Source organism: Actinoallomurus sp. NPDC052308, from assembly GCF_040679195.1.
GTDB classification, from domain to species: domain Bacteria; phylum Actinomycetota; class Actinomycetes; order Streptosporangiales; family Streptosporangiaceae; genus Actinoallomurus; species Actinoallomurus liliacearum.
This window is the reverse complement of record NZ_JBFAUM010000048.1, coordinates 13,507-40,353: the sequence shown is the minus strand read 5'-3', so window position 1 is coordinate 40,353 and position 26,847 is coordinate 13,507. Positions and strand designations below refer to the sequence as shown.

20 protein-coding genes are annotated in these 26,847 nt (G+C 72.7%); 11 read left to right on the top strand and 9 right to left on the bottom strand.

The genetic code is table 11. The annotated features are described in order from the left end of the window. Together AB0L00_RS44335 and AB0L00_RS44330 are read left to right on the top strand one after the other, a co-directional pair. Nucleotides 1-1,629, top strand: a 1,629-nt coding sequence (locus AB0L00_RS44335; RefSeq protein ID WP_364444006.1) for an NAD(P)/FAD-dependent oxidoreductase, incomplete at its 5' end; no start/stop codon positions are given. After that, nucleotides 1,587-3,032, top strand: a complete 1,446-nt coding sequence (locus AB0L00_RS44330; protein ID WP_364444004.1) for a lipase maturation factor family protein — start codon at nucleotides 1,587-1,589, stop codon at nucleotides 3,030-3,032. The genes AB0L00_RS44335 and AB0L00_RS44330, both read left to right, overlap by 43 nt. Here AB0L00_RS44330 and AB0L00_RS44325 read toward each other — a convergent pair. Continuing rightward, nucleotides 3,018-3,662 carry a dihydrofolate reductase family protein gene (locus tag AB0L00_RS44325; protein WP_364444001.1) on the bottom strand — a complete coding sequence of 215 codons (645 nt, stop codon included), beginning with the start codon at nucleotides 3,660-3,662 and terminating at the stop codon, nucleotides 3,018-3,020. The two genes, AB0L00_RS44330 and AB0L00_RS44325, sit on opposite strands and share 15 nt — an antisense overlap. Before the next feature lie 277 nt (nucleotides 3,663-3,939). Between AB0L00_RS44325 and AB0L00_RS44320 the strand changes: the two genes are divergently transcribed. Beyond that, on the top strand, nucleotides 3,940-4,806 hold the full coding sequence (locus AB0L00_RS44320; protein WP_364443998.1) for a helix-turn-helix transcriptional regulator: 867 nt from the start codon (nucleotides 3,940-3,942) through the stop codon (nucleotides 4,804-4,806). Nucleotides 4,807-4,850: 44 nt separating this feature from the next. Next, entirely contained in the window at nucleotides 4,851-5,831 is a 981-nt protein-coding gene (locus AB0L00_RS44315; protein ID WP_364443996.1) for a zinc-binding dehydrogenase, read from the top strand. Between the two features lie 46 nt (nucleotides 5,832-5,877). On the opposite strand, the gene AB0L00_RS44310 is transcribed toward AB0L00_RS44315, so the two are convergent. The 5 genes from AB0L00_RS44310 to AB0L00_RS44290 are packed head-to-tail and all read right to left on the bottom strand — an operon-like array spanning nucleotide 5,878 to nucleotide 12,913. After that, a complete protein-coding gene (locus AB0L00_RS44310; RefSeq protein WP_364443994.1) occupies nucleotides 5,878-8,250 on the bottom strand; it encodes a GNAT family N-acetyltransferase in 2,373 nt (790 codons plus the stop codon). Next, complete coding sequence (locus AB0L00_RS44305; protein ID WP_364443992.1) at nucleotides 8,247-9,533, bottom strand: lysine N(6)-hydroxylase/L-ornithine N(5)-oxygenase family protein; 1,287 nt, start codon at nucleotides 9,531-9,533, stop codon at nucleotides 8,247-8,249. Before AB0L00_RS44305 ends, AB0L00_RS44310 begins: the two co-directional genes overlap by 4 nt. A gap of 4 nt (nucleotides 9,534-9,537) precedes the next feature. Further along, nucleotides 9,538-10,980, bottom strand: coding sequence for an aspartate aminotransferase family protein (locus tag AB0L00_RS44300; protein ID WP_364444011.1), 1,443 nt, complete (start codon nucleotides 10,978-10,980; stop codon nucleotides 9,538-9,540). A 35-nt stretch (nucleotides 10,981-11,015) separates the two neighbouring features. Then, a complete protein-coding gene (locus tag AB0L00_RS44295; RefSeq protein WP_364443990.1) occupies nucleotides 11,016-11,867 on the bottom strand; it encodes a siderophore-interacting protein in 852 nt (283 codons plus the stop codon). Nucleotides 11,868-11,890: 23 nt separating this feature from the next. Continuing rightward, nucleotides 11,891-12,913 (bottom strand): ABC transporter substrate-binding protein, encoded by a 1,023-nt coding sequence (locus tag AB0L00_RS44290; protein WP_364443987.1) that lies wholly within the window; start codon nucleotides 12,911-12,913, stop codon nucleotides 11,891-11,893. 116 nt (nucleotides 12,914-13,029) lie between these two features. On the opposite strand from AB0L00_RS44290, the gene AB0L00_RS44285 reads away from it, so the two are divergent. The 6 genes from AB0L00_RS44285 (at nucleotide 13,030) to AB0L00_RS44260 (ending at nucleotide 21,691) form a co-directional block, all read left to right on the top strand. Further along, nucleotides 13,030-14,082, top strand: a complete 1,053-nt coding sequence (locus tag AB0L00_RS44285; protein ID WP_364443985.1) for an iron ABC transporter permease — start codon at nucleotides 13,030-13,032, stop codon at nucleotides 14,080-14,082. Then, on the top strand, nucleotides 14,079-15,152 hold the full coding sequence (locus AB0L00_RS44280) for an iron chelate uptake ABC transporter family permease subunit (protein ID WP_364443983.1): 1,074 nt from the start codon (nucleotides 14,079-14,081) through the stop codon (nucleotides 15,150-15,152). The genes AB0L00_RS44285 and AB0L00_RS44280 overlap by 4 nt, the downstream gene beginning before the upstream one ends. A gap of 188 nt (nucleotides 15,153-15,340) precedes the next feature. Further along, nucleotides 15,341-16,114 (top strand): ABC transporter ATP-binding protein, encoded by a 774-nt coding sequence (locus AB0L00_RS44275; protein ID WP_364444008.1) that lies wholly within the window; start codon nucleotides 15,341-15,343, stop codon nucleotides 16,112-16,114. Nucleotides 16,115-16,275: 161 nt separating this feature from the next. Further along, the gene (locus tag AB0L00_RS44270; protein ID WP_364443980.1) at nucleotides 16,276-16,800 is read left to right on the top strand and encodes a hypothetical protein; all 525 of its coding nucleotides are present in this window, start codon (nucleotides 16,276-16,278) and stop codon (nucleotides 16,798-16,800) included. A 288-nt stretch (nucleotides 16,801-17,088) separates the two neighbouring features. Beyond that, a complete protein-coding gene (locus AB0L00_RS44265) occupies nucleotides 17,089-18,303 on the top strand; it encodes an Ig-like domain-containing protein (RefSeq protein ID WP_364443977.1) in 1,215 nt (404 codons plus the stop codon). Between the two features lie 157 nt (nucleotides 18,304-18,460). Further along, complete coding sequence (locus tag AB0L00_RS44260) at nucleotides 18,461-21,691, top strand: hypothetical protein (protein ID WP_364443974.1); 3,231 nt, start codon at nucleotides 18,461-18,463, stop codon at nucleotides 21,689-21,691. Between the two features lie 22 nt (nucleotides 21,692-21,713). On the opposite strand, the gene AB0L00_RS44255 is transcribed toward AB0L00_RS44260, so the two are convergent. The 3 genes from AB0L00_RS44255 to AB0L00_RS44245 form a co-directional block, all read right to left on the bottom strand. After that, nucleotides 21,714-23,327 (bottom strand): carboxylesterase family protein, encoded by a 1,614-nt coding sequence (locus AB0L00_RS44255; protein ID WP_364443972.1) that lies wholly within the window; start codon nucleotides 23,325-23,327, stop codon nucleotides 21,714-21,716. Between the two features lie 103 nt (nucleotides 23,328-23,430). Next, the gene (locus tag AB0L00_RS44250; RefSeq protein ID WP_364443970.1) at nucleotides 23,431-24,093 is read right to left on the bottom strand and encodes a response regulator transcription factor; all 663 of its coding nucleotides are present in this window, start codon (nucleotides 24,091-24,093) and stop codon (nucleotides 23,431-23,433) included. A 64-nt stretch (nucleotides 24,094-24,157) separates the two neighbouring features. Further along, nucleotides 24,158-25,267: a sensor histidine kinase gene (locus AB0L00_RS44245; protein WP_364443967.1), complete on the bottom strand. Its 1,110-nt coding sequence runs from the start codon at nucleotides 25,265-25,267 to the stop codon at nucleotides 24,158-24,160. A gap of 379 nt (nucleotides 25,268-25,646) precedes the next feature. Here AB0L00_RS44245 and AB0L00_RS44240 point away from each other — a divergent pair, with 379 nt between their 5' ends. Then, entirely contained in the window at nucleotides 25,647-26,846 is a 1,200-nt protein-coding gene (locus AB0L00_RS44240) for a PQQ-binding-like beta-propeller repeat protein (RefSeq protein ID WP_364443964.1), read from the top strand. Nucleotide 26,847: the final 1 nt, after the last annotated feature.

The following is a 26,847-nucleotide window of genomic DNA, read 5'->3' as shown; positions in this document are numbered from 1 at the left end:
CGAGACCAACAACCCTTCCCCGTCCGGTCCGGCGACCGCGTACGGGTGGATCACGCCCAGATCTACGCCAGCCAACCGGGCAGGGTCGGGTTCGGCGCCGGCGGTGTAACGATCTGCCGTCGGGGCAGCCCACGGTTCATGGTCGAAGTCGACGCGGTCGTGGTCGGCGCCGGTCCGAACGGCCTGACGGCGGCGGTCACGCTCGCCCGCGCCGGGCTGACCGTGCGGGTGTACGAGGCGGCGGCGGAGGTCGGCGGGGGGACGCGCACCGAGGAGCTGACCCTGCCGGGGTTCCGGCACGACGTCTGCTCCGCCGTCCATCCGCTCGGCGCCGGATCGCCCGCCTTCCGCGGGCTGCCGCTGGAGCGGCACGGCGTCACCTGGGTCGAGCCGCCCATCCCGCTCGCCCATCCCTTCCCCGACGGGTCGGCCGCGATCCTGGCCCGGTCCGTCGAGGAGACCTCGGTCGTCCTCGGGCGGGACGGCCCGGCCTACCGCGCCCTGATCGGGCCGTTCCTGGACCGCTGGGCCGACCTCGCGCCCGACGTGCTGCGCGCCCCGCTCGATGGCCTGCCCGCCCACCCGCTGCTGCTCGCCCGGTTCGGCATCCGGGCCGCCGCGCCCGCCGCGCTGCTGGCCCGGCTGTTCCGGGGCGAACACGCCCGCGGCCTGCTCGCGGGACTGGCCGCGCACGCCATCGCGCCGCTCAGCACGCCCGCGACCGGGGGGATCGCGCTGCTGTTCGCCCTCGCGGCCCATGAGGTCGGCTGGCCGTTCCCGGCCGGCGGCTCGCAGGCGATCGCCGACGCGCTGGCGGACCACCTGCGCTCCCTCGGCGGCCGGATCGAGACCGGACGACACGTACGGGATCTCGGCGAGCTGCCCTCCGCCCGCGCCTACCTGTGCGACGTCATGCCCGAGCACCTGGCCGCCCTCGCCGGCCCCCGGCTGCCGGACGGGTTCGCCGACCGGCTGCGCCGGTACCGGCACGGCCCGGCCGCCTTCAAGGTCGACTACGCGCTGTCCGGTCCCGTGCCGTGGCGGGCCGAGGCCTGCCGGCGGGCCGGCACCGTCCACCTCGGCCCGTCGTTCGCGGAGATCGGCACGGCGCTGCGCACCGCGTACGAGGGCGCGGCGCCGGATCCTCCGTTCCTCATCGTCGCCCAGCCGAGCCTGTCCGACCCGTCCCGCGCCCCGGCCGGCTCGCACGTCCTGTGGGTCTACGGGCACGTGCCCCGCGACTGGCCGGGCGACCTGACCGGCGCGATCGAGCGGCAGATCGAACGATTCGCCCCGGGCTTCACGGACCTGGTGCTCGCCCGCGCGGTGTCGGGACCGGCCGTGATCGAGGCGCGCAACCCGAACAACGTCGGCGGCGACATCGCCGGTGGGGCGTGCGACCACCTGCGGTTGCTGTTCCGGCCCACCATGGCCCCGGTCCCGTACGCCACGCCGAACCCGAGCATCTACCTCTGCTCCTCCGCGACCCCGCCGGGCCCGGGCGTGCACGGCATGTGCGGGCACCACGCCGCCCTCGTCGCCCTGCGCCGCGTCTTCCGGCTCTCCGGAGAGGAGGTGCGGCGGCCGTGCGATGGCTCACGGACCCCGGGTACTGGCCGGGCCGGCTGATCTTCCAACGGGGCCTCGCCGCGATCTACCTCATCGCGTTCCTCTGCGCGGTCAGCCAGTTCCGCGCGCTGGCCGGGGAGCGGGGGCTGACCCCGGTGCCGGCGTACCTGCGAAGGGTGTCGTTCCGGCGGGCGCCGAGCCTCTTCCACCTCCATTACTCGGACCGGTTCCTCGGAACCGTCGCCTGGACCGGCACCGTCGTGTCGGCCGCCGTCCTGGCGGGACTCGCCGACGCGGTGCCGCTGTGGGCGTCGATGGTGCTCTGGGCGCTCCTGTGGCTGCTGTACCTGTCGATCGTCAACGTCGGGCAGGTCTGGTACGGCTTCGGCTGGGAGTCGCTGCTGTGCGAGGCGGGCTTCCTGACGATCTTCCTCGGCAACGCGCGCACCGCGCCGCCGGTGCTGATCCTCTGGCTGCTGCGCTGGCTGCTGTTCCGCCTGGAGTTCGGCGCCGGCCTGATCAAGCTGCGCGGCGACCCGTGCTGGCGCGACCTGACGTGCCTGTACTACCACCACGAGACCCAGCCGATGCCGAACCCGCTCAGCTGGTACTTCCACCGGCTGCCCAAGCCGCTGCACCGCGTCGAGGTGGCGGCCAACCACGTCGCCCAGCTGGTGGTGCCGTTCGGGCTCTTCGCGCCGCAGCCGTACGCCACGGTCGCGGCCGCGATCGTCATCGTCACCCAGCTCTGGCTGATCGTCTCGGGTAACTTCGCCTGGCTGAACTGGATCACCGCGATCCTGGCGACCTCCGTCGTGGACTGGCGGGCGCTCGGCCTGCCGGTGTCCGCCCGGCCCGTCGGCGACCCGGCGTGGCACCAGGGGCTGGTGATCGCGGTCACCGTGCTGGTCGTCGTGCTCAGCTACTGGCCGGTCGCGAACCTGGTCTCCCGGCGGCAGCGGATGAACGCCAGCTTCAACCCGCTGCACCTGGTGAACTCCTACGGCGCGTTCGGCAGCATCACCAGGACCCGGTACGAGGTCGTCATCGAGGGCACCGCGGACCCCGACCCCGGCCCGGACAGCGAGTGGCGGGAGTACGAGTTCAAGGGCAAGCCGGGGGACCCGCGGCGGCGTCCGCCGCAGTTCGCGCCCTACCACCTCCGGCTCGACTGGCTGATGTGGTTCGCCGGGCTGTCCTCCCTGTACGCGGAGCCCTGGATCGTCCCGCTCGCCGAGAAACTGCTGACGGCCGACCGGGCGACGCTCCGGCTCCTCCGGTACGATCCGTTCGCCGGCGCCCCGCCCGCCGTCGTCCGCGCCCGCCTCTACCGCTACCGCTTCACCACCTGGCACGAACGCCGCGAGACTGGCCGGTGGTGGGACCGCCGGCTCGTACGGGAGTACCTCCCCCCGATCGGCCTGCGCCCCACCATCGACGCCACACCTTCACCAGGGGGATGACACCGCGAATGTCAGCGGTCCCCACCTTGAGGAAGGTGTGCCTTGGCGTCGTCCGTACGTGCCCTCGGGAGTCGACTCGGCCAGGGCGTAGCCGAGGTGCAGGACACCGGTGGTGAAAGTCTTGGAGAAGATGAGACGCAGCGGGATCGGGGACTCGCCCTCGTCGAACAGGCGCATGCCCTCGCGGACGGCGATCGGATGGACGAGGAGCTGCAGTTCGTCGAGGAGACCGGCGGCCAGGAGCTGACGAACGATGGAGACGGATCCACTTATCGCGATGTCCGCGCCTGCCTCGTTCTTCAGTGCGGTGACGGCCTTGACGAGGTCGCCTCGCAGCTGCTCGGAGTTACGCCAGGTGAACTGGAGATCCTGGTTCGAGACCACGATCTTGCGTGCATCGCCGAGCGCCTTGCCCATGGCGGCGTCCTCACCGCCCGCGGCCTCGCGGTCGGGCCACGCGCCGGCGAAGCTGTCGTAGGTCTTACGGCCGAGCAGCAGTGTGTCCGCGGAGCTCAACTGGGCATCGACGGCCCTGCCCATTTCGTCGCTGAAGTACGGGAAGTGCCAATCTTGGGGGTTCTCGACGACGCCGTCGAGCGAGATGAACAGGCCGGCGGTGATCCTTCGCATCGAGTTTCTCCCTTGTGCGATGTCGCGTCATCCGGTCTGACCGCCGCCGAGACGGAGACTCATCGCGAGGTGTTCCTTGGGCGTCGGACCGCCGGTCGCGTCCGACAGGGTAGCGCCTGCCCGTCGACAGGTACCTCGAATCAGCTCGTCTCCCCCTTCCGGGCCGGCATCCAGCACATCGCCCGTACAACCTCATCCGCCGAACGCGCATGGCCGACCCGAACACTCGACACGCTCCAGGCGGAACAGCCTGAGGGAACTGCTTAGGGTGGGGGCCATGGTCAGTGCTCATTCCTCCATGTCCCGTGACCGGCGGCGGGCCGAGTTGCGGGAGTTCCTGCGCAGCCGGCGGGCGCGGGTCTCGCCCGAGGATGTCGGGATGCCGGCGGGCGGCCGCCGCCGTACGCCGGGGCTGCGGCGCGAGGAGGTCGCCGTGCTGGCCGGGGTCGGGGTGTCCTGGTACACGTGGCTGGAGCAGGGGCGCGACATCAAGGTGTCCGAGGAGGTCCTGGACGCGATCGCCCGTGCGCTGCTGCTGGACTCCGTCGAGCGCGCGCACCTGTACCTGCTGGCCGGGCTGAACCCGCCGCAGGCCCGAGCCGCGGCCTCCGCGCCCGCCTCCCCGGAGGTCCAGCGCCTGCTGGACGCCTGGTCGCCGCGGCCCGGCTACGTCCGTGACCGCCACTGGAACTTCACCGCCATCAACGACGCCGCCCGGGTCGTGTTCGGCTACGGCGAGACCGACCACAACTGCCTGGTCTCCTTCTTCACCAACGCCCGCTACCGGGTGGTGCACCGGCACTGGGCCGAGACCGCGTCCGACGTGGCCGCCGGCTTCCGCGCCGACGCCGCGCGCTATCCCGACGACCCGGAGTTCGACCGCATCGCCGCCGACCTGGCCGAGGTCAGCCCGGAGTTCGCCGAACTGTGGGCGCGCCACGACGTGGCCGAGCACACCAGCGCGGTGAAGGCGGTCGACCATCCGGAGGCCGGGACGCTGACCTTCGACGCCACGCTGCTGCCGCTGCCCGAGCACCCGGGACACCACCTGATCCTGCACAACCCCCGTCCGGGCACCGGCACCCAGGAGCGGCTGGAGAAGCTGATGCGGGCGCGCAGCCTGGTGGTGTCACACCCAGGATGAGCTGACACTGCCCGGGTCCGTGCCGCGACAGCAGACTCATCGCCATGAGCAGCAGCGAGCAGATGAAGGCAGTGACCATCCCCGAGTTCGGCGAGGCCGAGGTTCTCCGCACCGACAAGGTGGCGGTCCCCGAGCCCGGCCCGGGCCAGGTCGCCATCGACGTGGCGTACGCGGGCGCCAACTTCGCGGAGGTCCTCTACCGGCGTGGCGTGGTGGACGTGCCGTTGCCCTTCGTCCCCGGCATCGAGGTCGCGGGCCGGATTCGCGCCGTCGGCGAAGGTGTCGAGGACCTGACGGTCGGTCAGCGGGTGGCCGCGTTGACGATCGTCGACAGCGGCGGCTACGCGGAGGTGGTCGTCACCTCCGCCGACCTGGTCGCCCCGCTGGACGACCTCGACCTCGGGTTGGACGTGGCCGCGGCGCTGCCGTCCAACAGCACCACTGCCTTCCTCGTGCTCGATCGGGTGGCGCGCATCGAGCCCGGACAGAGCGTCCTGGTCCATGCGGCCGCCGGGGGTGTGGGCAGTCAGCTCGGCCAGGCCGCCCGGATGCTGGGCGCGGGCCGCGTGGTCGGCACGGTCGGCAGCGAGGCCAAGATCGAGACCGCCAGGAACTTCGGCTATGACGAGGTGATCCTGCGCGACCGGATAGCCGAGGCAGGGGAGTTCGACATCGTCGTCGACATGGTCGGCGGCCCCGCTCGCCGTGCCAGCCTGGACCGGCTGGCGCCGATGGGACGCCTCGTGGTGATGGGCAACGCGTCAGGCGCCGAAGACGTCGGGGTCCCGGCCAACGAACTGTGGTTCACCAACAAGACGGTCTCCGGTTTCAACCTGGCCGCCTTCTCCGCCGCCTTCCCCGAAGAGGCGGGCCGGGCGCTGCGCCGCGCGGTGGCGGCCGCGGGGAAGGGCGCCCTGCGGGTCCAGGTGGCGACGCTGCCCCTGGAACGGGCGGCCGAGGCGCACCGCCGCATCGAGGCAGGAGCGACCACCGGCAAGCTGGTACTCCACGTCGCGACGCTCTGACCGCGTCGGTCCCACCCGTTGGAGCGCCTGGACGGGTCGCCATGGTCTACCGCGCGAAGCGCGCGATGGGGTTGTCCAGGGTGCCGACGAGTTGCAGCGCGCCGGCCGGATCGGCCAGGTCGACCATCTGCCGGTTGTTCCGCAGTTGCAGCCGGTTCAGGCAGGACAGCGCGAAGCGTTCGGCGAACAGGTCGTGGCGTGCGAACCGGTCGGCCAGGTGAGGGACGGAGTCCTGGTAGTCGGCGACGCAGGCGGCCACCGTCGACCAGAAGCCCTCCTCGTCCAGGGTGCCGTCCGCGTCGAGGGTCGCACTGAGGAAGCGGAAGAAGCAGTCGAAGACGTCGGTGAAGATCGACAGGATCTTCACGTCCTCGGGCACGTCCGCGCGGATCCGCTCGATCGCGGGCGGCAGCGGCCGGTCCGCGCTCATCACGCCGATCTCCTCGGCGATGTCCTTGAAGACGGCGCGCCGGGGGACGCCCCGCTCGTCGAGGACGAGGATGACGTTCTCGCCGTGCGGCATGAAGACCAGGTCGTGGGCGTAGAAACAGTGCAGGATCGGCGTCAGGTAGGCGTCGAGGTACCGGCGCAGCCACACGGCCGGCTCCAGACCCGCCCCTCCGATCAGGACGCTCGCCAGGGAGCCGCCAGCCCGGTCGACGTGCAGGAGCGAGGCCATGGTCGCGAGCCGCTCGCCGGGCCCGAGCAGCGGGACCGGGCTCTCCCGCCACAGCGCGGCGAGCATCTTCCGGTACGCGGAGCCCTTGTCCGAGGCGGCGGCGTACTGCTCGTGGTGGTAGCCGACCGCGGCGCGCTCCCGCAGGACGGCCAGGCCGGTCCGCTTGAGCACCTCGTCACCGGCGACCAGGTCGGCGACCCAGTCGTTGATGGCCGGGGTCGCCGCCATGTACTCCGCGGACAGGCCACGCAGGAAGCCCATGTTCAGCACGGACAGGGCCGTCTTGACGTAGTGCTTCGACGGCGCGGTCACGTTGAAGAACGTCCGGATCGACTGCTGGGCGAGGTACTCGTCGTCTCCCGGCCCGAGGAACACCAGGCGGCGGCGCGCCACCTCGCCCGCAAACGTCACCGACAGGCGGTTCCACCACTGCCACGGGTGTACGGGGATCAGGTGGAAATCGGCGAGGTCCAGCCCGAGCCCGGTCATCGTCGCGGCGAACCGGTCGAGGACCCGCTCGCCGAGCTCCGCGCGGATCAGCGCGTCGTGGTCCAGGCCCGCGCCGCCGGTGAACGCGCAGTGGTCCCGGTGCGCGGCCAGCCAGAGCAGGCGGACGGGCCGGGCCGCCTCCGGGGCGTACCGGTGGTACTCCTCGGCGTCGAAGCCGAGACGCCCGTTGTTCGCCACGAAGCAGGGGTGGCCCTCCGTCATGCCGGTCTCGACGGCCTGGAAGTCCGCCCGTGCCAGGTCGGCCGCGGGGACCGGCGGCCGGGCCAGCTTGAACGAACTGCTCGCGAGCGTGCTGGTGATCTCCTCCAGGTAGACGGGGAGCACGTCGTCGGTGAGGCCGAGCGTGTGCCGCAGCTCCAGGATCAGGTCGACCGCGTCCAGCGGAAGCTCGGCGCCGGACCGCCGGCGGGTGATGGAGCCCGCGTCGATCCGCCAGTGGTCCAGGGCCATGACGCGGGCCGCGAACCGGTACTCCACGCCGCCGTCGTCGCCGCGCACGGCGTACCGGCCGTCGGGCAGCCGTTCGGGGGTCAGGAGCCGTTCGTGCGCGAACTCGGCGAGCGCCTTGCGCACCAGGAGCCGGTTCGCGTCCGCCCAGCGTCCGGGAGACAGGTGCGCGACGGCGTCAGGGGCATCGGGGCGCTCGCCCGGAACCCAGGTCGCCGCGTACCGCTCGCCGGGACCTCGGGTCGCCGCGTACCGCTCGCGGGTGCAGACGCTCAGCAGGGCCTGCTTGCCCGGCAGCGGCACGGTGCCGACGACCTCGAAGCCGACGGTCGCGTTGAGCACGTGGACCGCCGTGTTGCGCACGTCGGGTTCGACGATGACGCGGCGGGTCCGCGGGTCGGCGAACAGCAGCTCCATCACCGTGACGAGCACGGCGCGGGTGAAGCCGTGGATCGGCGTGTCGGCCGGCGCGACCAGGAAGTGCATGCCGACGTCGCCGGGGCGCGCGTCGTACACCGCGCCGAGTTCGCGGCTCGGGTCGTAGCGTTCGACGAGGAAGGCCGGCCGGCCCTCGTGCAGGCCGAGGAACGCGTCGTGTCCGGGCCGCGCCGCGATGGCCTCGAACTCCGTGACCACGTCGGACGGGCTCGCGTCGCCCATCATCCAGAACACCGACTTGGGGTGCGTGACCCAGCGGTGCAGCAGGGCCGCGTCGCCGATCGGGTCGACGGGGCGGAGCGCGAACTCACCGAGTCGGTCGTCGGTCCGGGAGAACAGCGTCATTCGGCCACGACCTCCTCCGTGGGTGCGCCGAACTCCTGGAACGCGATGGACCGCTCGACCGGGTAGGGCTCGCGGCCGAGCAGGCTCCGGATGACGCAGGAATTGCGGTAGGCGGCCATGCCAAGGTCGGGTGCCGTGAAGCCGTGGGTGTGCAACTCGGCGTTCTGCACGTAGATGCCGCCGCCGGTCGTGTGGACGCTGTAGTCGCGCCGGACCGCGAGGCGCCCGGCCGGGTCCCACCGGAGGCGGTCCGCGACCGGGGCGAGGAAGGCGGGGACCTGGTACCGGTAACCGGTGGCGAGGACCAGGCCCTCGGTCGTGAGCGTGAAGTCGCGGCCCTGCTCCTCCTGGCGCAGGCCGAGCGTGTACGCGCCGGTCGCCGGGTCGTGGCGAACCTCGCGCAGCGTCGTGCCGGTCATCAGCCTCGTCGGGCAGGGCCGGACGAGGTTCTTGCGGTACAGCAGGTCGAAGATCTCGTTGATGAGGTCCGCGTTGATCCCCTTGTACAGGCCCTTCTGGGCCGCCGAGAGCCGGTCGCGGGTGGGGGCGGGGAGCGCGTGGAAGTAGTCGACGTACTCCGGCGACGTCATCTCCAGCGTCAGCTTCGTGTACTCCAGCGGGAAGAACCGGGGGGACCGGGTCACCCAGTTCAGCTCGTAGCCGCCGTCGTTGACGTCCTGCAGCAGGTCGTGGTAGATCTCCGCGGCGCTCTGGCCGCTGCCGACGACCGTGACGCTGCGCTTGGCCCGCAGCGCGGAGCGGTTCGGCAGGTACGCGGAGGAGTGCAGCGCGTCGCCGGGCAGGTCGCGGCAGCAGTCCGGGACGTACGGCGGGGTCCCGGTGCCCAGGACCAGGTTCCGGGCACGGAAGGTCGCGTGGTCGCCGGTGGCCGCCCGGTCGGCGTGGACGACGTAGACCTCCTCGGCCTCGTCGTACTCCACGGCCGTGACGCGGTGGCCGAAGCGGATCGTGGGCAGCCGGCCGGCCGCCCAGCGGCAGTAGTCGACGTACTCGGCGCGCAGCGGGAAGAAGCTCTCGCGGATGTAGAAGGGGTACAGGCGCCCCCACGTCTTCAGGTAGTTGAGGAACGAGAACGGCGAGGTCGGGTCGGCCAGCGTGACCAGGTCGGCGAGGAAGGGCGTCTGCAGCGTGGTGCCCTCCAGCAGCATGCCCGGGTGCCAGTCGAACTCCGGCTCGCTCTCCAGGAAGATCCCGTTGAGATCGTCGATCGGGTCGGTCAGACAGGCGAGGCCGAGGTTGAAGGGGCCCAGTCCGATGGCCACGAAGTCATGAGGCGTGGGCAAGGTCGTCTCCCAGGAGGTCGCGGGCGTGCCCGGCGAGGACGTCGAGGACGTCCGCGATGTCGCGGATGGTGGTGCGCGGGTTCAGGAGCGTGAACTTCAGGTGGTGACGGCCGTCGACGACCGTCGTGGCCACGACCGCCGCCCCGGAGGCGGACAGCGCGGCGGCCGCGTGCAGGTTCGCCCGGTCGAGCGCCGCGTCACTCGCCCCGGGCGGCGCGTAGCGGAACACGAGGGTGCTCAGCCGCGGCCGTACGACGACCTCGAAGCGCGGGTCGGCGTCCAGCAGCGTCCACGCCTCGGCGGCCCGGTCGAGCACCGCGTCGAAGAGCCCACCGACCGTGTCCGCGCCGATGATGCGCAGGGTGAGCCACAGCTTCAGGGCATCGAACCGGCGGGTGGTCTGCAGGCTCTTGTCGACCTGGTTGGGTACGCCCTGCGCGGCGCTGCGCGCGGGGTTGAGGTAGTCGGCGTGGTAGGTCACGTGCCGCAGCACGGCTCCGTCCCGTACGAGCACCGCGCTGCAGCTGACCGGCTGGAAGAAGGACTTGTGGTAGTCGACGGTGACCGAGTCGGCGCGCTCGACGCCGTTGAGGAGGTGCCGGCGGCGCGACACCAGCAGCCCGCACCCGTACGCCGCGTCGACGTGCAGCCACACGCCGGCCCGCGCGCACAGTTCGGCGATCTCCGGCAGCGGGTCGATGCCGCCGAAGTCGGTGGTCCCGGCGGTCGCGACCACCGCCATCGGCACCAGGCCCCTGCGGCGGCACCGGTCCAGCTCGCGGGCGAGCGCGCCCGGCCGCATCCGCCGGTCCCGGTCGCACGGCACACCGATCACCGCGTCGTCGCCGAGGCCCAGCAGCCGCGCCGCCTTGACCACGCTGAAGTGTCCGTGCGTGGAGGCGAGGACGCGCAGCCGGGGGAGTTCGCCCGCCCCCGCGGGCACGCGTCCGCACGCCTCTTCGCGGGCCAGCAGCAGGGCCTGGAGGTTGGACTGCGTGCCGCCGCTCGTGAACACCCCGTCGGCGGCGGGGCCGAGGCCGAGGCGCCCGGCCGTCCACTCGATCAGGCGGCGTTCGATCAGCGTGCCGCCGGCGCTCTGGTCCCAGGTGTCGAGCGAGGAGTTGACCGCCGACAGCACGGCCTCGCCGAGCAGGGCCGGGACGGCCACCGGGCAGTTCAGGTGGGCGAGGTAGCGCGGATGGTGGAAGTAGACGGCGTCGCGCAGGTAGAGGTCTTCGAGCTCGTCGAGGGCGGCGGTCGCGTCGCCGAGGGGCCGGTCGAGGTCGACGGCGGCGACCTCTTCGGCGAGCCGGTCCGGCGTGATCCCGGTGAACGGCCGGTCCGCCGCGGCGATCCGCTCCGCCACGCGGTCGACGCCGGCGGCGACGAGGTCGCGGTAGAGCGCGGCGGTGTCCGCGCCGAGCAGAGGGGAGGTGAAGGTCACGGGTCGTCCTTCCCGGGTCAGTCGTTGGCGGGGGCCGTGCCGGCCACCGCCTCGGCGAGCAGGTCCTCCTCGGTCGCGCCCCGGCGCCAGTAGCCGGTGAACACCACGGCACGGCGGTCGAAGCCGCGTTCGCCGACCAGATGCCGCCGCAGGGCCCGCACGCCGGCGGCCTCGCCCGCGATCCAGGCGTACGGGGTGCCCGCCGGCAGCGTGGCGGCCCGGACCGCCTCCAACGTCGCCCCGGCGGGGGCGTTCTCCCGGACCAGCCAGGTGACCTCGGCCTGCGCCTCCGTCGGCAGGTCCTGCACGTCGGCCGCGTGCGGCACCTCGATCCACACGCGCGCCCGGGCGCTCGCGGGCAGCCAGGCGAGGATGCCGGCGACGGCGGGCAGCGCCGTCTCGTCCCCGGTGAGCAGGATCCAGTCGGCGTCCGGCGGCGGCCGGAAGTCGACCCCGCCGTTGTCGGGCTCCACCGGGCCGAGCACGACGACCGGGTCTCCCGGGGTGGCGCGGGCCGCCCAGCGGCACGCGGGCCCGCCGTCCCCGTGCAGGGCGAAGTCGACGTCGAGCTCGTCGGGGTCGCGGCGCTGATCGCGCACGGTGTACGAGCGCATCACCGCGCGTACGGCCGGGTCCATCGCCCGCCACCGTGCGAACCACTCCTCGCCCGCCTCGGTGGGGACGACGGGCGCGTCCTGGTGGGGGTGGGGGAGGAACAGCTTGAACCGCTGGTCACGACCGCCGCAGGCGAGGCCGGTGAGGGGGTCCCCGCCGAACGTGATCCGGACGATCGACGGGCCGAGGCGCCGCGTCCGCACGACCCGCAGGTCGAAGAACCGGAACGGAGCGGCGGTGGCGGTGGTGCTCACGATGGATCTCCTGTCGTCGCGGGTCAGCGGACCTTCTGGGCCTTCTGGATGGCGGCGGCGAGCGTCTCGACGATCGGTGCGAAGCCCGCGTTGCTGAAGCGCGGCTCGCTCTGCCATGGGGTGACCTGGCCCGCCTTCACGGCCGGCAGCTTCGCCCAGGTCGGCTTGGCGGCCAGGTCCTTCGGCTGCAGCGCCGAGGTCCGCGCGTCCAGCAGGATCACGTCGGCCGGGTACTGGTCGGCGTTCTCCCAGCTCAGCTCCTCGAAGAAGCCCTGGGAGCTGACCTTGTCCGGCATGATCAGGTCCACGCCGAGGCTGCGGAAGTACCGCAGGTCGGCGTTCGCGTTCGGGTCGGAGGCGTAGAACAGGTCGGGACTGCCGGAGGCGGCCAGGACCTTGAGGCCGCTCTTGGCCTTGGCCGCCGCGCGGAGCGTCTCCGTGGCGCGGTCGAACCGCGCCTTGGCGTCGGTGACCTGCCGGGCCTTCAGGTCGGCGCCGAGGGCCGCCGCCAGCTCCTCGTACCGCCGGATCGGCTCGGTGATGGACACCTTCGCGGCGGTGATGGCGACGCTGGGGGCGAGCGCCGTGATCTTGTCCTTGCTGTTGTCCGGCACGTACCAGAGCGCGTTCGGCAGGAACATGTTGGTGATCAGCAGGTCGGGGCGCAGTCCGGCGTACTTCTCGACGTTGAACTCGCCGAAGGTGTTGCCGAGCACCGTCACCTTGGTGACGTCGAGGTTCCCGGCGAGCGGGTCCGGCCTGCCGTCCTTGAGCGTGGTCGGGCCGAACACGCCGACGATCCGGTCGCCGAGGCCGAGGTCGTGCAGGGCCGCCGCCGTCCCGATGTAGGCGACGAGGCGTCGCGGGCGACTCTTCGCGTTCACCGTCCGGCCGCGGTCGTCGGTGAACGCCCAGGATCCGCCGCCCACCACGGCCTTCGATCCGCCGCCCCCTCCGCAGGCGGTGACGAGCGCGCCCGCGCCGATTCCGCCGAACGCGGCCAGCAGACCGCGGCGGGACAGTCCTGGGGTCCGGACATGGGGCATGGCGGGTCCTTCCGTGCAGGGGAGCGGGCGGCGGGCGCCGCGAGATCGAAGTTAGGTTAACCTAACCTAAGTTGACCTTGTCCAGTGTGATCGCGATCTCGATCCGGAGCTCTTCCGTGTCCGTCACCAAGTCACCGGCGCCGTCCGCGGCACCGCCCCCGGCCGCCCCACCGGCGGGACCACGCCGGTCCGCGCGCCGGGCCGGGGCGCCCGCCGCGCTGCTGCTCCTGCTCGCCGTCCTCGCGGCGAGCCTGGCCATCGGCGCCCGGCGGTACTCCCTCGGCGAGGTCTGGCACGGCCTCCTCGATCCGGACGCCCCCGCCTACACCGTCGTCCGCGAGACCCGGCTGCCGCGCACTCTCCTGGGCCTCCTGGCCGGTGCCGCGCTCGGGCTCGCCGGCGGGGTCATGCAGGCGCTGACCCGCAACCCGCTCGCCGACCCCGGCCTGCTCGGCATCAACGCCGGCGCCTCGGCCGCCGTCGTGTCCGCGATCACCTTCCTGGGGATCAGGTCCGTCTCGGGTTACGTGTGGTTCTCGTTCGTGGGGGCGGGCGCGGTCGCCGTCCTGGTCTGGGCGGTCGGCGGCGGACGCGCCGCCACGCCGGAGCGGCTGGCCCTCGCCGGGGCGGCCGTCAACGCGGCGCTGTACGCCTACGTCAGCGCGGTGGAGCTCATCGACACGGCCTCATTGGACAGGATGCGGTTCTGGACGGTCGGGTCGCTGGCCACCGCCCGGCCCTCGACCGTTACGGGGATCGCCCCGTTCGTCGCGGCCGGGGTGCTGCTCACCGCCGCGCTCGCCCGTCCGCTCAACGCGCTGGCCCTCGGCGACGACGGCGCCCGCGCGCTCGGCGCCCGTCCCACCTGGACGCGGACCGGCGCGCTCGTCGCCGTCACGCTGCTGTGCGGCGCGGCCACCGCCGCGTGCGGGCCGATCGTCTTCGTCGGGCTGATGGTGCCGCACCTCGTACGCGCGCTGGCCGGCCCCGACCTGCGCCGGCTGCTGCCCTACTGCGCGGTGCTGGCCCCGGTGATGCTGCTCGGCGCCGACGTGCTCGGACGGGTCCTCGGCCGGCCCGCGGAGATCCAGGTCGGCATCGTCACCGCGGTGGCGGGCGGCCCGGTCTTCCTGGCCGTCGTCCGGCGGGGCCGGGTGGGAGGCGCATGAGGCGCGTGGATGAGCGGCGGGAGCGGAACGTGCCGAGCAGGACGATCGTGCTCCGGACCTCCGGTGGGCTCTCCGTACGGCTGCGGCCGCGCGCCCTCGCGGTCGGCGCGGCGTGCGTCCTGATCGCCGCGGCCGGCGCCGTCCTCGCCATCGGCGGCGGTGACTATCCGATGAGCCCGGTGGACGTCGTCCGTACGCTCCTGGGCGGGGGAAGCCCCGCCGACGTCTTCATCGTCGAGCAGGTACGGCTGCCGCGCGTGCTCACGGCCCTGGTGGCCGGTGCCGCGCTGGCGTTCTCCGGCGCCGCGTTCCAGGCCCTGGCCCGCAATCCGCTCGGCAGCCCGGACCTCCTCGGGTTCACCCAGGGCGCGGCGGCCGGGGCCCTCACCGCGATCGTCGTCGGCGGCGGCGCGGTGGCGCTGGCGGCCGGCGCGGTCGCCGGAGGAATCGCCACCGGGGCCGTCATCTACCTGCTCGCCTGGCGCGAAGGCCTGCACGGCGGCCGGCTCGTCCTCGTCGGCATCGGCGTCGCCGCGATCCTCACCGGGATCAACGGCTACCTGATCACCCGCACGAACATCTCCGACGCCGCACGCGCGGTCCTCTGGCTGACCGGCACCCTCGACGGGCGCGGCTGGGGCGACCTGGCCCCGGTCCTGACGGCCACGGTCGTGGTCGTGCCGGCGGTGCTGCACGGCTGCGCCCGGGAACTGCGGATCCTCGAGATGGGCGACGACGCGGCGACGGCGCTCGGCGTGCGGGTGCAGCGTATCCGCCTGGTGCTGCTGGCCTCGGCGGTGCTGCTCAGCGCGCTCGCCGCCGCCGCCACCGGCCCGGTCTCGTTCGTCGCGCTGACCGCCCCGCAACTGGCCCGGCGCCTCACCCGCGAACCGGGCCCCAACCTGCTGCCCTCCCTGTGCATGGGCGCGGCGCTGCTGGTCACCGCCGACCTGGCCGCCCAGCGGCTGATCCCCGGCCACCAGTTGCCGGTCGGGGTGGTGACCGGCGTGCTCGGCGGCGCCTACCTGATCTGGCTGCTCGCCACGGAACGCCGCACGGGACGGCTGTGACGACTTCGGACCGTTCGACGACGGAGGCAGGAAACGTGGGACACGACGGCACGCGCGAACGCGCACACCGCACGCCGGGCGTCGCGCCCGGACCGGCGGACCAGGGGCACCGCACGCCCCGTCCGCCGGACGACGCGGCCGGACCGGCGGCGGGGGAGCGGGGCGCGGGAGCGGGCGGGGCCAGGCTCATGGGGCGGGCGCTGACGCTCGCGTACGAGCGCCGGGTCGTCGCCGAGGAGCTGACCGTGACGATCCCCGACGGGTCCTTCACCGTCATCGTGGGGCCGAACGCCTGCGGCAAGTCGACGCTGCTGCGCGCGCTCGCGCGCATGCTCAGGCCGCGCTCCGGAACCGTGCTGCTGGACGGCCGGGACATCCACGCGCAGGCCACGCGAACGGTCGCGCGAACGCTCGGGCTGCTGCCGCAGTCGTCGATCGCCCCCGAGGGCATCAGGGTCGCCGACCTGGTGGCGCGTGGCCGGCACCCTCACCAGGGCCTGTTCCGCCAGTGGTCGGCCGACGACGAGCGCGTCGTCCAGGAGTCGATGGCCGCCACCGGCGTGGTGGAGCTGGCCGGCGCCCACGTCGACGAGTTGTCCGGCGGCCAGCGCCAGCGCGTCTGGATCGCGATGGCGCTGGCCCAGGAGACCCCGCTGCTGCTCCTGGACGAGCCAACGACCTATCTGGACATCGCCCATCAGATCGACGTCCTCGACCTGTGCGCGCGCCTGCAGCGGGAGCAGGGCCGCACCCTCGTCGCCGTGCTGCACGACCTGAACCACGCGGCGCGGTACGCCGACCATCTGATCGCGATGCGCGGCGGGCGGGTGGTCGCCGAGGGAGCCCCCGCCGAGGTGGTCACGGCCGAGCGGGTGGAGGAGGTCTTCGGCATGCCCTGCCGTGTGATCGACGACCCGGAGACCGGGACGCCCCTGGTCGTGCCTGCGGCACGGCGGCGGTAGGGCCGGCGCGGAGCGGGCGGGGGCGAGGCCACCGCCCGGCGGCGCCCCGCGCGAGGTACCGGCGGCTCAAAGATTCCGTCGAATCGCGTTTCACGGGGGTGGCCCGGCCGGTCACCCGTGATCGTCTTCTTGGCGGAAACGACCTCTGCCAAGGAGATCAGATGATCAAGTCTTTCGACCGACGCATCGTCACCGCGGCCACGACCGTCGCGCTCGGCCTCGTCCTCACCCAGGCGCCCGCGGACGCGGCCCGTTTCTCCATGGTCTACACGTGCGCGGTGCCGATCCTCGGGGACCGGAGCGTGCAGTTCGACGGCACTCTGACCGCGACGCCGGACCGGCCCACGGTCGGCACGTTCACGCGGGTCGACCTGCACGTCTCCCGGCTCAGCCTGCGTCCGCCGGTGGCGGTGACCTCTTGGAGCGCCGTCGCCGACGTCGACGTCGCCGGCGCGCAGACCGGCGCGTTCCGGCTGTCGGGATCCGGCGGTCCGGTCGCCGCGTACGAGCCCGTCACCGGCGACCTCGCGGGCGGGTGGGTTCCGAGGGCGATCGGCGTCGATCGGCTCCGGCTCGCCAGGGTCGTGCTCAGGGTGAGCACCGCGCCCTTCGGTGACGTCGTCGTTCCGTGTTCGCCGCGAGAGCCGCGCCCGGTGGCCGAGACGCTCACCGTCTTCACTCGCTGACGAGCGGAAGGACGCGGGACCCCGCCGGTCGAGCCGACCGGCGGGGTCCCGTCGTATCGTCCGGCGTCCACGTCGAAGAGCGCGGCGATCGCCTGCCTCGTATCGCCGTTTCGCGAGTCAGCGGCCTGAAAAGCGGTATTGCCCGGTTAATTGGCGATGATCGATACTATGATGCTCAAATTACCGGGGATCTACCGATGCGCGCCTCCGTTCTGCCGTGATGAGCCGCGCATCTTTCTGCGCGAAGTGGGGTCATCAGTGCGCATCAGTCGATCGGGTCGATGGGTCATGCCGGCGGCGGCCGCAGCCCTTCTCACACTGGCCGCGGCGTGCTCATCGAGTGGCGACGCCTCCACGACGGGCAAGTCCGCCAAGGCGCCGGACGCGGCGGCCACCATCACACCGGCGAACGGAACCGCCAAGGTACGCCCGGAAAAGGGCGTGACCGTGACGGCGGCCAGCGGTGTCCTGGAGCAGGTGAGCGTTCAGGCCGGGGCCGGCACCGTCGACGGCGTCCTGTCCGCGGACAAGAAGAGCTGGCAGACGAAGTGGACGCTCAAGCCCGGCACCGAGTACACCGTGACCGCCACCGCGAAGAACGCGAACGGCAAGGCCACGACCGTGACCAGTAAGTTCACGACCCTCAAGGCGTCCTCGACGGTGAAGGTCAGCGATGTGATCCCGCGGGCCGGGGAGACCGTCGGCGTCGGCATGCCGATCACCGTGAGCTTCGACCGGCCGGTCGCCAACAAGGCCGCCGTCGAGAAGGCCCTCGAGGTGCGGTCGACCTCCCCGGTGGAGGGCGCCTGGCGCTGGATCACCAGCCAGCAGGTCATCTTCCGGACGAAGGCCTACTGGCCCGCGCACACCAAGGTCAGCCTCGTCGCGCACATGGCGGGCGTCCGGGCGTCCGCCGGCGTGTACGGGACCAAGGACGTCACGAAGAACTTCTCGATCGGCGCCTCCCACATCGCCAAGGTCAACCTCAAGACCCACCTGAACAAGGTCTACGTCGACGGCAAGCTCGCCAAGACCATCAAGGTGAGCGGCGGCATGGGCGGCGGTGACTCCCACGGCAACGACTTCCGCACCACCAGCGGCGTCCACCTGGCGATGGGCAAGTCCCCGGTCGTGACCATGACCTCGCCGAACATCAAGGAGGGCGAGCCCGGGTACTACCACGAGCTGGTCTACAAGGACGTGCAGATCAGCAACAGCGGCGAGTACCTGCACCAGAGCCCCGGCGAGTACGGGTGCCTCGGCCACAGCAACTGCAGTCACGGCTGCGTCCGGCAGACGCCCGCCGGCGCGCAGTGGTTCTTCAACCTGAGCAACCGCGGCGACGTCATCGTCATCAGCGGCACGACCCGTGACCTCGAGTGGAACAACGGCTGGGGCTACTGGCAGCTGTCCTTCACCAAGTGGATGAAGGAGAGCGCCACGAAGCAGCCGGTGACGACGACCGCCCTCACGGCGTCCTCCGGAGCACCGGCGGGCAACTGACGAGAGACGAAGCCGGGCGGATCGCGCCGATCCGCCCGGCTTTCGCCTGCCCGAAGCGGCTCTCGCCCGATCCCGGCACCGTACGCGGGCGCGCGTGCGACTCCCGGCTCTGTCGGCCGATGATAGGGGCGAACCTTCCCCCCTCTAAGGAGCCTGAGTGGCAGAGTCGCTGACCTACGCCGACGCTCTGAAGATCCTCGGCGGCCGTCCCAGCCGGCTGATCGGCCTCGCCGACCGGCTGGCGGCGGCGGGCCTGGTGACGTGGTCTGTCGCCGCGCTGGCGACCGGGAACGACATGTCCGCCGCCCTCAACCTGTTCGACCTGAAAGAGGAGATCGTCAGGTTCGGGCACGACACCGTGCGCCGGATCGCGGAGCGGCGCACCGGGCTGTCGCGCTTCGACCGTACGCAGCGGCTCGCGGCGGCCCACGCCGTCCTCGTGGTGTCCTCCTACTTCGAGGCGCTGGAACAGGCGGATCCCGCGATCGGGCTCGAGCGTTTCGACCTGACCCCCGGCGAGAAGGTCGCCCAGGCGACCGGCGGCCTCACCGCGCGCGGGGGCGCCGAACTGGTCGACGGGCTGCTGAACGACCGGCTCCCGCTGCCCGAGCCGCACGTCCCGTACGAGAGCACCCGAGCGGCGATCAGGTCGACGTACGAGCAGATGTCGCGGCGGCTGACGGCCTTCCTGCGGGGCGTCGCCGCGTGGGACGCGCTCTCCGGCCCGGAGCGCACCCGCCTGACCCGGACGGTGGCGGCCGTGCCACCGGCCGCGCTCGACAACTACGAGCAGGCGTTCCGGAGGCTCGCGACGGACAACCGGGAGTTCGAGGTCTGGGCGAATCTGACCCGGCTGGAGGCGCTCGGCGCGGGGCTGTCCGAGGTGGGAAGGCTCCTCGGCACCATGGCGGCGAACCGGCCGGGCGACCGGCCGAGACGCCACCTGCTCCGGGGGTACCGCGCGGCGTTGTCCGAGCCGATCGTCGCGACCGGCCGGGCGCCCGACGGGGTGGTCCTGCCCGCCCTCGGTGACGCGTACGTCAACCCGCGCTGCAAGGTGGCGGAGGTCCCCCCGGCGGAGAGCCCGGCCGACCCGGAGTTCTGGGCGAACGAGCAGGTGCGGGAGCCGCACGCCGCGGCGTTCCTGTCCGGATTCCTGACCTCCCCGCGGGCGGTCCAGGCGCCGCTCGTGGTCCTCGGCGAGCCCGGGTCGGGCAAGTCGAAGCTGACCGAGGTCCTCGCCGCCCGCCTGCCGGAGGAGGACTTCCTGCCGATCCGGGTCGAACTCCGCCAGGTCGCCGCCGAGTCGATGATCCAGGAGCAGATCGAGCAGGCGATCCACCGCCAGTCGGGCGAACGGGTGACCCTGCCCGATCTGCTCGAGGCGGCCGACGGCGCGTTGCCCGTCGTGATCCTCGACGGCTTCGACGAGATGCTGCAGGCGGCGGGCGTGAACCGGTACGACTACCTGGAGCAGGTCCGTGACCTGCAGCGCCGGCAGTCGGCGCTCGGGCAGCCGATCGCCGTGATCGTGACGAGCCGCACCGTGGTCGCCGACCGCGTACGGTATCCGGCGGGCACCGTCGCGCTGCGACTCCTGCCCTTCACCGACGACCAGGTGCGCTACTGGCTGGACGTCTGGCACCGGCACAACGCGGCGCTCCTCACGGCAAGGTCCCGCCGGCCGCTTCCCGTCGAGACCGTCCTGGCCCATCGCGAGCTGGCGCGCCAGCCACTGCTCCTGCTCATGCTCGCCATCTTCGACGCGCAGGACAACGCGCTGCAGGCCGCCACCGGGAGCCTCGGCCAGGCCGACCTGTACGAGGCGCTGCTGCTGGACTTCGCGTTCCGGGAGATGCGCAAGGCGCCGGAGACCGCGTCGCTGCCGTCGGACGCGCAGCGCCGGCTGGCGGAGGCGGAGCTGGAGCACCTGGCCGTCGCCGCGCTGGCCATGTTCAACCGCGGCCGGCAGACCGCCGACGAGGCCGAGCTGGACCGCGACCTGTCCGTCCTGCTGCCACAGCACCGGGACCCCGGCGTCGACGAGCGGGCCGCGCTGAGTCCCGCGCAGCGCACGACCGGCCGGTTCTTCTTCATCCACCGCTCCGAGGCCCGGATCCACGATCAGCGGACCCGGACCTTCGAGTTCCTGCATCCGACCTTCGCGGAGTTCCTGGTCGCCTGGCTCGCCGTCCGCGTGCTCGACGATCTGACCGCCGTGAAGGAGGTGATGAGCGCGCGGTCGACGGCCGCCGGTGGCCGGCCGGACGACGGTTTCCTGTTCGCGGTCCTGTCCTTCGCGTGCGTCGCCGAACGCGGGCCGATCGTCGACTTCCTCGGCGAGCTGCTCCGCCGCCGGCCGGAGGAGCGCGGGCGCCGGGCGCTGCTGTGCGAGCTCCTCGACGGCGCGCCGTACCCGCACGCCGGACGGTCCTACACCGCCTACGAGCCGGTGACGCATCCCGTCACCCGGCGGCTCGCCGCGTACACGGCGAACCTCACCATCCTCCTCGTCCTCCTGTCCGGCGAAGGGACCACCGTCGCCGAGATGTTCCCCGGCTCCGGGGCCGCCGCCGTGGAGCGCTGGATCGGGCTGAGCAGACTCTGGAAGGCCCAGCTGTCCCCGTCCGAATGGGACAGGATCCTGAAGACCCTGCGGGTCAGGGTGCACCTGGCCGATGAGCTGCGGATCCGGTTGAGCCGGGAGGACGGTTCCGCGGTCTCGGTCCTCGACGCGTTCGCCATCGCGCCTCTGGGCACCCGGCCCGAGGCGACCGACTATGAGCTCTTCCTCTCCGGCGATCCCGGAGCGTACGACCTTCGGGTGGCCGCGACGAGCGACCTCGGGATGCTCGTACGGACCCTGGCGTTCCTGCCGGACTGGCGGATGGGGCTGCTGCTCCTCCAATCCGTGCCGGCGTTCCATGCCCTGGGCGACCGCGTTCGGTTCAGGTCGGCCGACGAGGAGGCCGTCCTGCCCGGCTACCGGCTCGGGCGGCTCGACCACGCCCGCGACGCGGCCGGCGACGAACGCGCGGCGCTCTACCGCGAATCCCTGCGGGCGGCGGCCGCCTTCCCCGAGCTGCACCGGCTCGTCCTCCTGCGCCTGCGCGACGACGTCGGCAGGCTGCCGGCCGCGGCGGTGCTCGACCTGCTCCACCAGGCGAACACCGTGCGGCCGACCGACGCCTACCTCGAGACCGTCAACGAGCTGTGGCACCGGCTGCCCGAAGACGGGGCGGCGGGACGCGGAGTCGACGGCCGCGACTTGGTGGCCGCGCTCGTCCGGGCGGTCGAGCAGCGGTGGCCGGACACGGCCCTCGACCACCTCGCCCCGGGCCTCCGGGTCGCGGCCGCCGGAAGACGGCGCACCGCCGACACCCGATGACCCGGAGCGGGTGGCCGGGGCCTCAGGCGGGCAGGTCGAACGCGGTGAACGGGTAGCCGTCCCAGAGGGCGCGCTCCCGGCCGCGCGGGTCGTTCGCGACCGTCGCGTCGACGTTCCACATCATCGTGGCGCGCTGCGGCGCGCGGTACGCGGGCCACGCAGGGCGCTGGACGGTACGCCGGGCGTTCGGGTCGCCGGCGCGGGTGAACGACGTCCAGGCGTCGATCATCTGGTCCGACAACGTGGTGAGGCGGGCCCGGTCGGCCTGGAACGCCTTGTCACCGCCCAGGATCCCGGTGAACCGGAACGACCCGAAGACGAACGGCAACTCGATCGTGTGCACGGCGCCGTACTCCTCGGTCGGCCGCCAGCCGAACTCGTAGAGGTACGTCGGCCGCCAGCGGCTCTGCGCCTGCGCGAGCCGGGTCGCCGGCACCCGCATTCCCTGGTCGCTGAACATCGCCAGCGCCGCCGCGGTCGCCGACCGGCCCCTGCGGTAGGCCGCGACCATGCGCTTCCGGCGCGCGGCCAGTTCGCGCGGGAAGAACACCGTCTCGTACTGCTGCGCGATGCCGGTCATCGCCTCGGGACCGAGCTGGCCGAAGAAGTTCATCTCGTCGCGGTTCGTCCCGAGCAGCAGGTCCACGGCGCGGGCGTTGCCCTGGGCGACCCGCTTGACCACCGAGTCCCGGACGAGGGCGCCGTCGATGTACGGGGCGAAGTACGTCGCGCCGAGGATGCCCGGCTCGTCCTGGTCAATGATCTTGTTCTGCATGGCGAGGATCTGCTTCGTCGGCATGCGGCGCAGTTCGGCCACGCTCTTCACCGGCAGCGCCGAGGCGACCTTGCGCTCGTACGCGGCGGAGTGCACGAGGGCGCCACTGCCGCTCTCCAGGATCACCCGCCGGAACAGCCGCTCCGGATGGTCGGTGGCCAGCATCGCGCTCAGGGAGAAGGCGCCCGCGGACTCCCCGACCGCGGTGACGTTCGCCGGGTCGCCGCCGAAGTCGGCGATGTGGTCCTGCACCCATCGCAGGGCGGCCATCTGGTCGCGCAGGCCGTTGTTGCCCGACCCCTTGTAGGAGGGGTCCAGCCCGCCCAGCTCGGACCAGCCGAGCACGCCGAGCCGGTAGTTGATGGAGACCACGACCGCGTCCCCCCGGGTGGCGAGCTTCGCCCCGTCGTAGCGCGGTTCGTTGGCCGTGCCGAAGCGGGCGGCGCCGCCGTGGACGAACACGATCACCGGCCGGCGGCGGTGGTCGGTGGCGGGCGTCCACACGTTGAGGCGCAGGCAGTCCTCGTCGGTGAACAGCGTGCGCGCGTCGGGATAGTCCTCCGACATGGTGTCCCGGTCCTGCGGGCACACCGCCTTGTCATCCGTCGCCTGGAGCGTGCCGCGCCAGCGCCCGACGGGGCGCGGCGGGCGGAAGCGCAGCGACCCGACCGGCGCCTCGGCGTACCGGATGCCGCGGAACGCGCACAGGCCGACGCGGGCGGTACCCGCGACCACCCCGAGCGAGGTGGTCGTGGTGCAGCCCGCGCGGCTCCCGGCGGCGGGCGTCGCGGACGACGCGCAGGAGGACATCATCACGGCGGCGCCGGCGAACGCCAGCGCCGCGGAGATCCGTTTCAGCATGAGCAGACTCCTTCTCGAAGACCGCCGCAGCATCGGTCACCGGAGCGCTCCGCGGGATCGCCGGTGCGAGTGAACCCCGTCTGGTCCCGGAGAACGAGACCGGTCAGTCGTCGCCGGGGACGACCAGTCCGGACTCGTACGCGAAGACCACCGCCTGGGCGCGGTCGCGCAGATCCAGCTTGGTCAGCAGGTTGCTCACGTGCGTCTTCACCGTGTGCTCGCTGACCAGCAGCTCGGCCGCGATCTCGGCGTTCGACCGGCCCTGCGCGAGCAGCCGCAGCGTGTCGATCTCCCGGCCGGTCAGCTCATCGAGCCGGCGGCGCAGCCCGGGACGCGCCCTGCCCCGGCCGACGACGTCCGCGATCAGCCGCCGGGTGACGCTCGGCGCCAGCAGCGACTCACCGGCTGCCACCAGGCGCACCGCCCGTACGAGGTCGTCGCGCCGCACGTCCTTGAGGAGGAAGCCCCCCGCGCCGGCGCGCAGCGCGTCGTAGACGTACTCGTCGACGTCGTACATGGTCAGGACGAGGACCTTCGCCGTCGTCCGCCGGCACACCTCGGCGGTGGCCTCGACGCCGTCGACGCCGGGCATGCGGATGTCCATGAGCACGACGTCCGGTCGCAGCTCGACCGCCTTCGCGATCGCCTCGGCCCCGTCGGCGGCCTCACCGACGACGGTGATGTCGTCATGGGCGTTCAGGATCATCGCGAAGCCGCCCCGGAACAGATCCTGGTCGTCGGCGACCAGGACGCGCAGAGCTCTCATGCGGTCTCCTCCGTCGGGGGAGTGATCGGAAACGCCGTGCTCATGATTCGTTCGCGCCGCTCGCTCATGTGATCGGCAGCGTGGCGGTCACCGTGCAGCCGCGGCCGCCGGAGCGCACGCTGAGCGTGCCGCCGCAACTGGCGACGCGTTCCCGCATGCCGATGAGGCCGTGCCCTTCACGCGGGTCGGGGAAGCCCCGGCCGTCGTCCGTCACTTCGATCTCCAACGCGTCGGGGGACCAGCGGAGCCGTACGGCCACGGCTCGGGCGTCCGCGTGCCGGATCGTGTTGGTCAGCGCCTCCTGGACGACGCGGTACGCGGCGGCGTCCACGTCGGCCGCGACCGGCCGCGGTTCGCCGCGCACGTCCAGGGAGGCGTCGAGACCCGCTCGGCGGGCGTTGCCGACCAGCCCGGGTACGGCCTCGACCCCGGGCACCGGCCCATCGTAGGGCCGGCCGCTCCGCAGGGCGCCGAGGATGAGGCGGAGCTGACCGACCGCCTCCCGCCCGGCCTCGGAGATCGCCTCGAAGACGGCCTCGGCCTTGTCCGGGTCGTCGCGCACGACGAGCGATCCGGCCTCCGCCTGCACCACCATCACGCCGACCGAGTGCGTGACGATGTCGTGCATGTCGCGGGCGATACGGGTGCGCTCGCGGTCGACCGCGGCGGCGCGCTCCTCCCGGATCCGGCGCTCGCGCTCCCGGTCGGCGGCGCGCACGGCCCGCCGTGCCCGCGCGCCGATCCCCACGGCGTACGCCGCGACGACGGCCGTGACGAGATAGCGGTAGGTCTCCAGGTCCTCGCCCGGGACGACCAGGGACACCGTCACACCGAAGACCAGCGCGCCGATGCCGACGGCCCGCAGCGGCGGCGACAGGGTCCGCGCCGCGAACGTGTAGACGCAGACGAGTACGCCGTACGGCAGGAGCAGCAGCGGCGGGTGCGCCAGCGTCGGCGCAGTGATCGCCAGAACCGTCGTCGAGCCACCGACCACGCCGGTCACGACGAAGACGGCTCGATGTCGCCAGACCACCGGCACCGAGGCCGACAGCGTCAGCACCAGGAACCACCACGGCTGCCGGTACGGGACGAACGCCATCATCACCGTCGCGACGGTGACGACGGCGGCGACGGCGACGTCGAGCCGTGAGACCCGGAGGATGTCAGTTCGCACGGCCGACTCCTGCGCTCAGCGGAATACCGCGGGCGAGTATGCCCCTTCGCATCGGCCCGCCGCCTCCTTCCCCCGACCGAGGCCTCCCTCACTCCTCCGAATGAAGGCCGCAGCGACCGCGAGGTCGGCGTCGCGCCGAAGAACCGGACGGGGCGCGATGTGTGCGAATTACGAGACATAGCAGAGTTATGGCCATTAACATCGTTACGGCGATTCACTGCTGCGGGAGGCGTCGATCGGGTCGTGTCCGCGCTTCCCGCCCTTGAGCGCCGCGGGTTGTCGAGATGACGGACGGAAGGCAGGTCGGATGAACCGCAGGTCGCGTGGGAACGCCACATCGCCGAGAGTTCCCTCTGGTGCCGCGACGGCGCTCGCCGGGGTGGCCTTGGCCCTCGCGATGACGGCGTGCGGGCACGAGGGCGGGTCGCGTGCCGAGGCGCACGGGACGAGGACGCCGTCCGCGCCGAACGCACCGCACTACGACCCGCCCGTGCGGTTCGCGCCGAACGGGCGACCGTTGCTGTCCGCCACGGCGGCCGACGGGTCACACGACGTCAGCGAGGTGCTGCTGGCCGGGCATCTGGCCTATTTCCAGGACGGCGACGGGCTCCAGGCGGTCGACGTCACCACCGGCCGCTCCTCCTGGAGCGCGCGGCCGGGCGCTGGCGCGACCGTCGACGGCCGGCGCATCCGGCCCGCCCTCGCGTCGCTGAGCGGCCGGCAGTACGTCATCGGCCTGTTCCCCGGAGAGCTGCCGGGACACGGCACCACGCCCGCCACCCCGGTGCTCGAGCTCCTCCTCGTCGACCCGGCCACCGGACGGACCGCCGGGGACGACGCGATGCCGCTGCCGTCGGAACTGGCCGAGGGTTTCAACTTGTACGACATCGTCGGCACCGACGGCCGGGCGGTCGTGATCGGGTTGAGCGGCTCCAGCCCGGACGCCGTCGTCGTGGCCGACCCGGCCGCGCATCGGATCCGCTGGACCCGGCAGAAGGCGACCCCGGTCGCCGTGTCCGACGGTCTGGTCGTCGTCATCAGCGCCGTCCGTTCGTCCGGCTTCTTCAGCAGCCAGGGCACCTACCGGCTTCAGGGCATCGACACGGCGACGGAGGCGGTCCGCTGGAGCACCGCGCCGTCCGCCGCGTACACGTATCAGGCGGAACGCGCCGGGCCCGGGCTGGTCACCGTGTCCGGAGGGTATTACGAGACCGGCGGTCTGCTGGACATCACCACGGGGAAGCGCCGGTTCCGGTACCCGGACCAGGATCTCTACGACTGTCTTGACGACGACCGGTCGGTGGTCGTCTGCTTCAACACGGATCGGGTCATTGCGCTCGACGCGACGACGGCGCAGCTCCTGTGGGAGCTGCCGAAGGACGGACGGACGAGTCCGAAGGTCACCGCCGCGTGGCACGGCGCCGTCTACGGCACCACGGCCAACGGCCCGGTCGTCCTCGACGCCCGAACCGGCCGCGACCGCGAGACGTCGCCGGGTGCCGCGCCCGACCTCGTCGGTCCCTACGGCGGCGTGGTCAAGCAGGACCGCTCCGTCGTCTTCCAGGCCGCCGCCGGGTAGG

What these genes read in the sequence shown, in the direction of transcription:
- AB0L00_RS44325 (WP_364444001.1), bottom strand. Translation starts at nt 3,662, where the DNA reads ATGCGAAGGATCACCGCCGGCCTGTTCATCTCGCTCGACGGCGTCGTC.
- AB0L00_RS44320 (WP_364443998.1), top strand. Translation starts at nt 3,940, where the DNA reads ATGGTCAGTGCTCATTCCTCCATGTCCCGTGACCGGCGGCGGGCCGAG.
- AB0L00_RS44315 (WP_364443996.1), top strand. Translation starts at nt 4,851, where the DNA reads ATGAGCAGCAGCGAGCAGATGAAGGCAGTGACCATCCCCGAGTTCGGC.
- AB0L00_RS44310 (WP_364443994.1), bottom strand. Translation starts at nt 8,250, where the DNA reads ATGACGCTGTTCTCCCGGACCGACGACCGACTCGGTGAGTTCGCGCTC.
- AB0L00_RS44290 (WP_364443987.1), bottom strand. Translation starts at nt 12,913, where the DNA reads ATGCCCCATGTCCGGACCCCAGGACTGTCCCGCCGCGGTCTGCTGGCC.
- AB0L00_RS44280 (WP_364443983.1), top strand. Translation starts at nt 14,079, where the DNA reads ATGAGGCGCGTGGATGAGCGGCGGGAGCGGAACGTGCCGAGCAGGACG.
- AB0L00_RS44275 (WP_364444008.1), top strand. Translation starts at nt 15,341, where the DNA reads ATGGGGCGGGCGCTGACGCTCGCGTACGAGCGCCGGGTCGTCGCCGAG.
- AB0L00_RS44270 (WP_364443980.1), top strand. Translation starts at nt 16,276, where the DNA reads ATGATCAAGTCTTTCGACCGACGCATCGTCACCGCGGCCACGACCGTC.
- AB0L00_RS44265 (WP_364443977.1), top strand. Translation starts at nt 17,089, where the DNA reads ATGCCGGCGGCGGCCGCAGCCCTTCTCACACTGGCCGCGGCGTGCTCA.
- AB0L00_RS44255 (WP_364443972.1), bottom strand. Translation starts at nt 23,327, where the DNA reads ATGCTGAAACGGATCTCCGCGGCGCTGGCGTTCGCCGGCGCCGCCGTG.
- AB0L00_RS44250 (WP_364443970.1), bottom strand. Translation starts at nt 24,093, where the DNA reads ATGAGAGCTCTGCGCGTCCTGGTCGCCGACGACCAGGATCTGTTCCGG.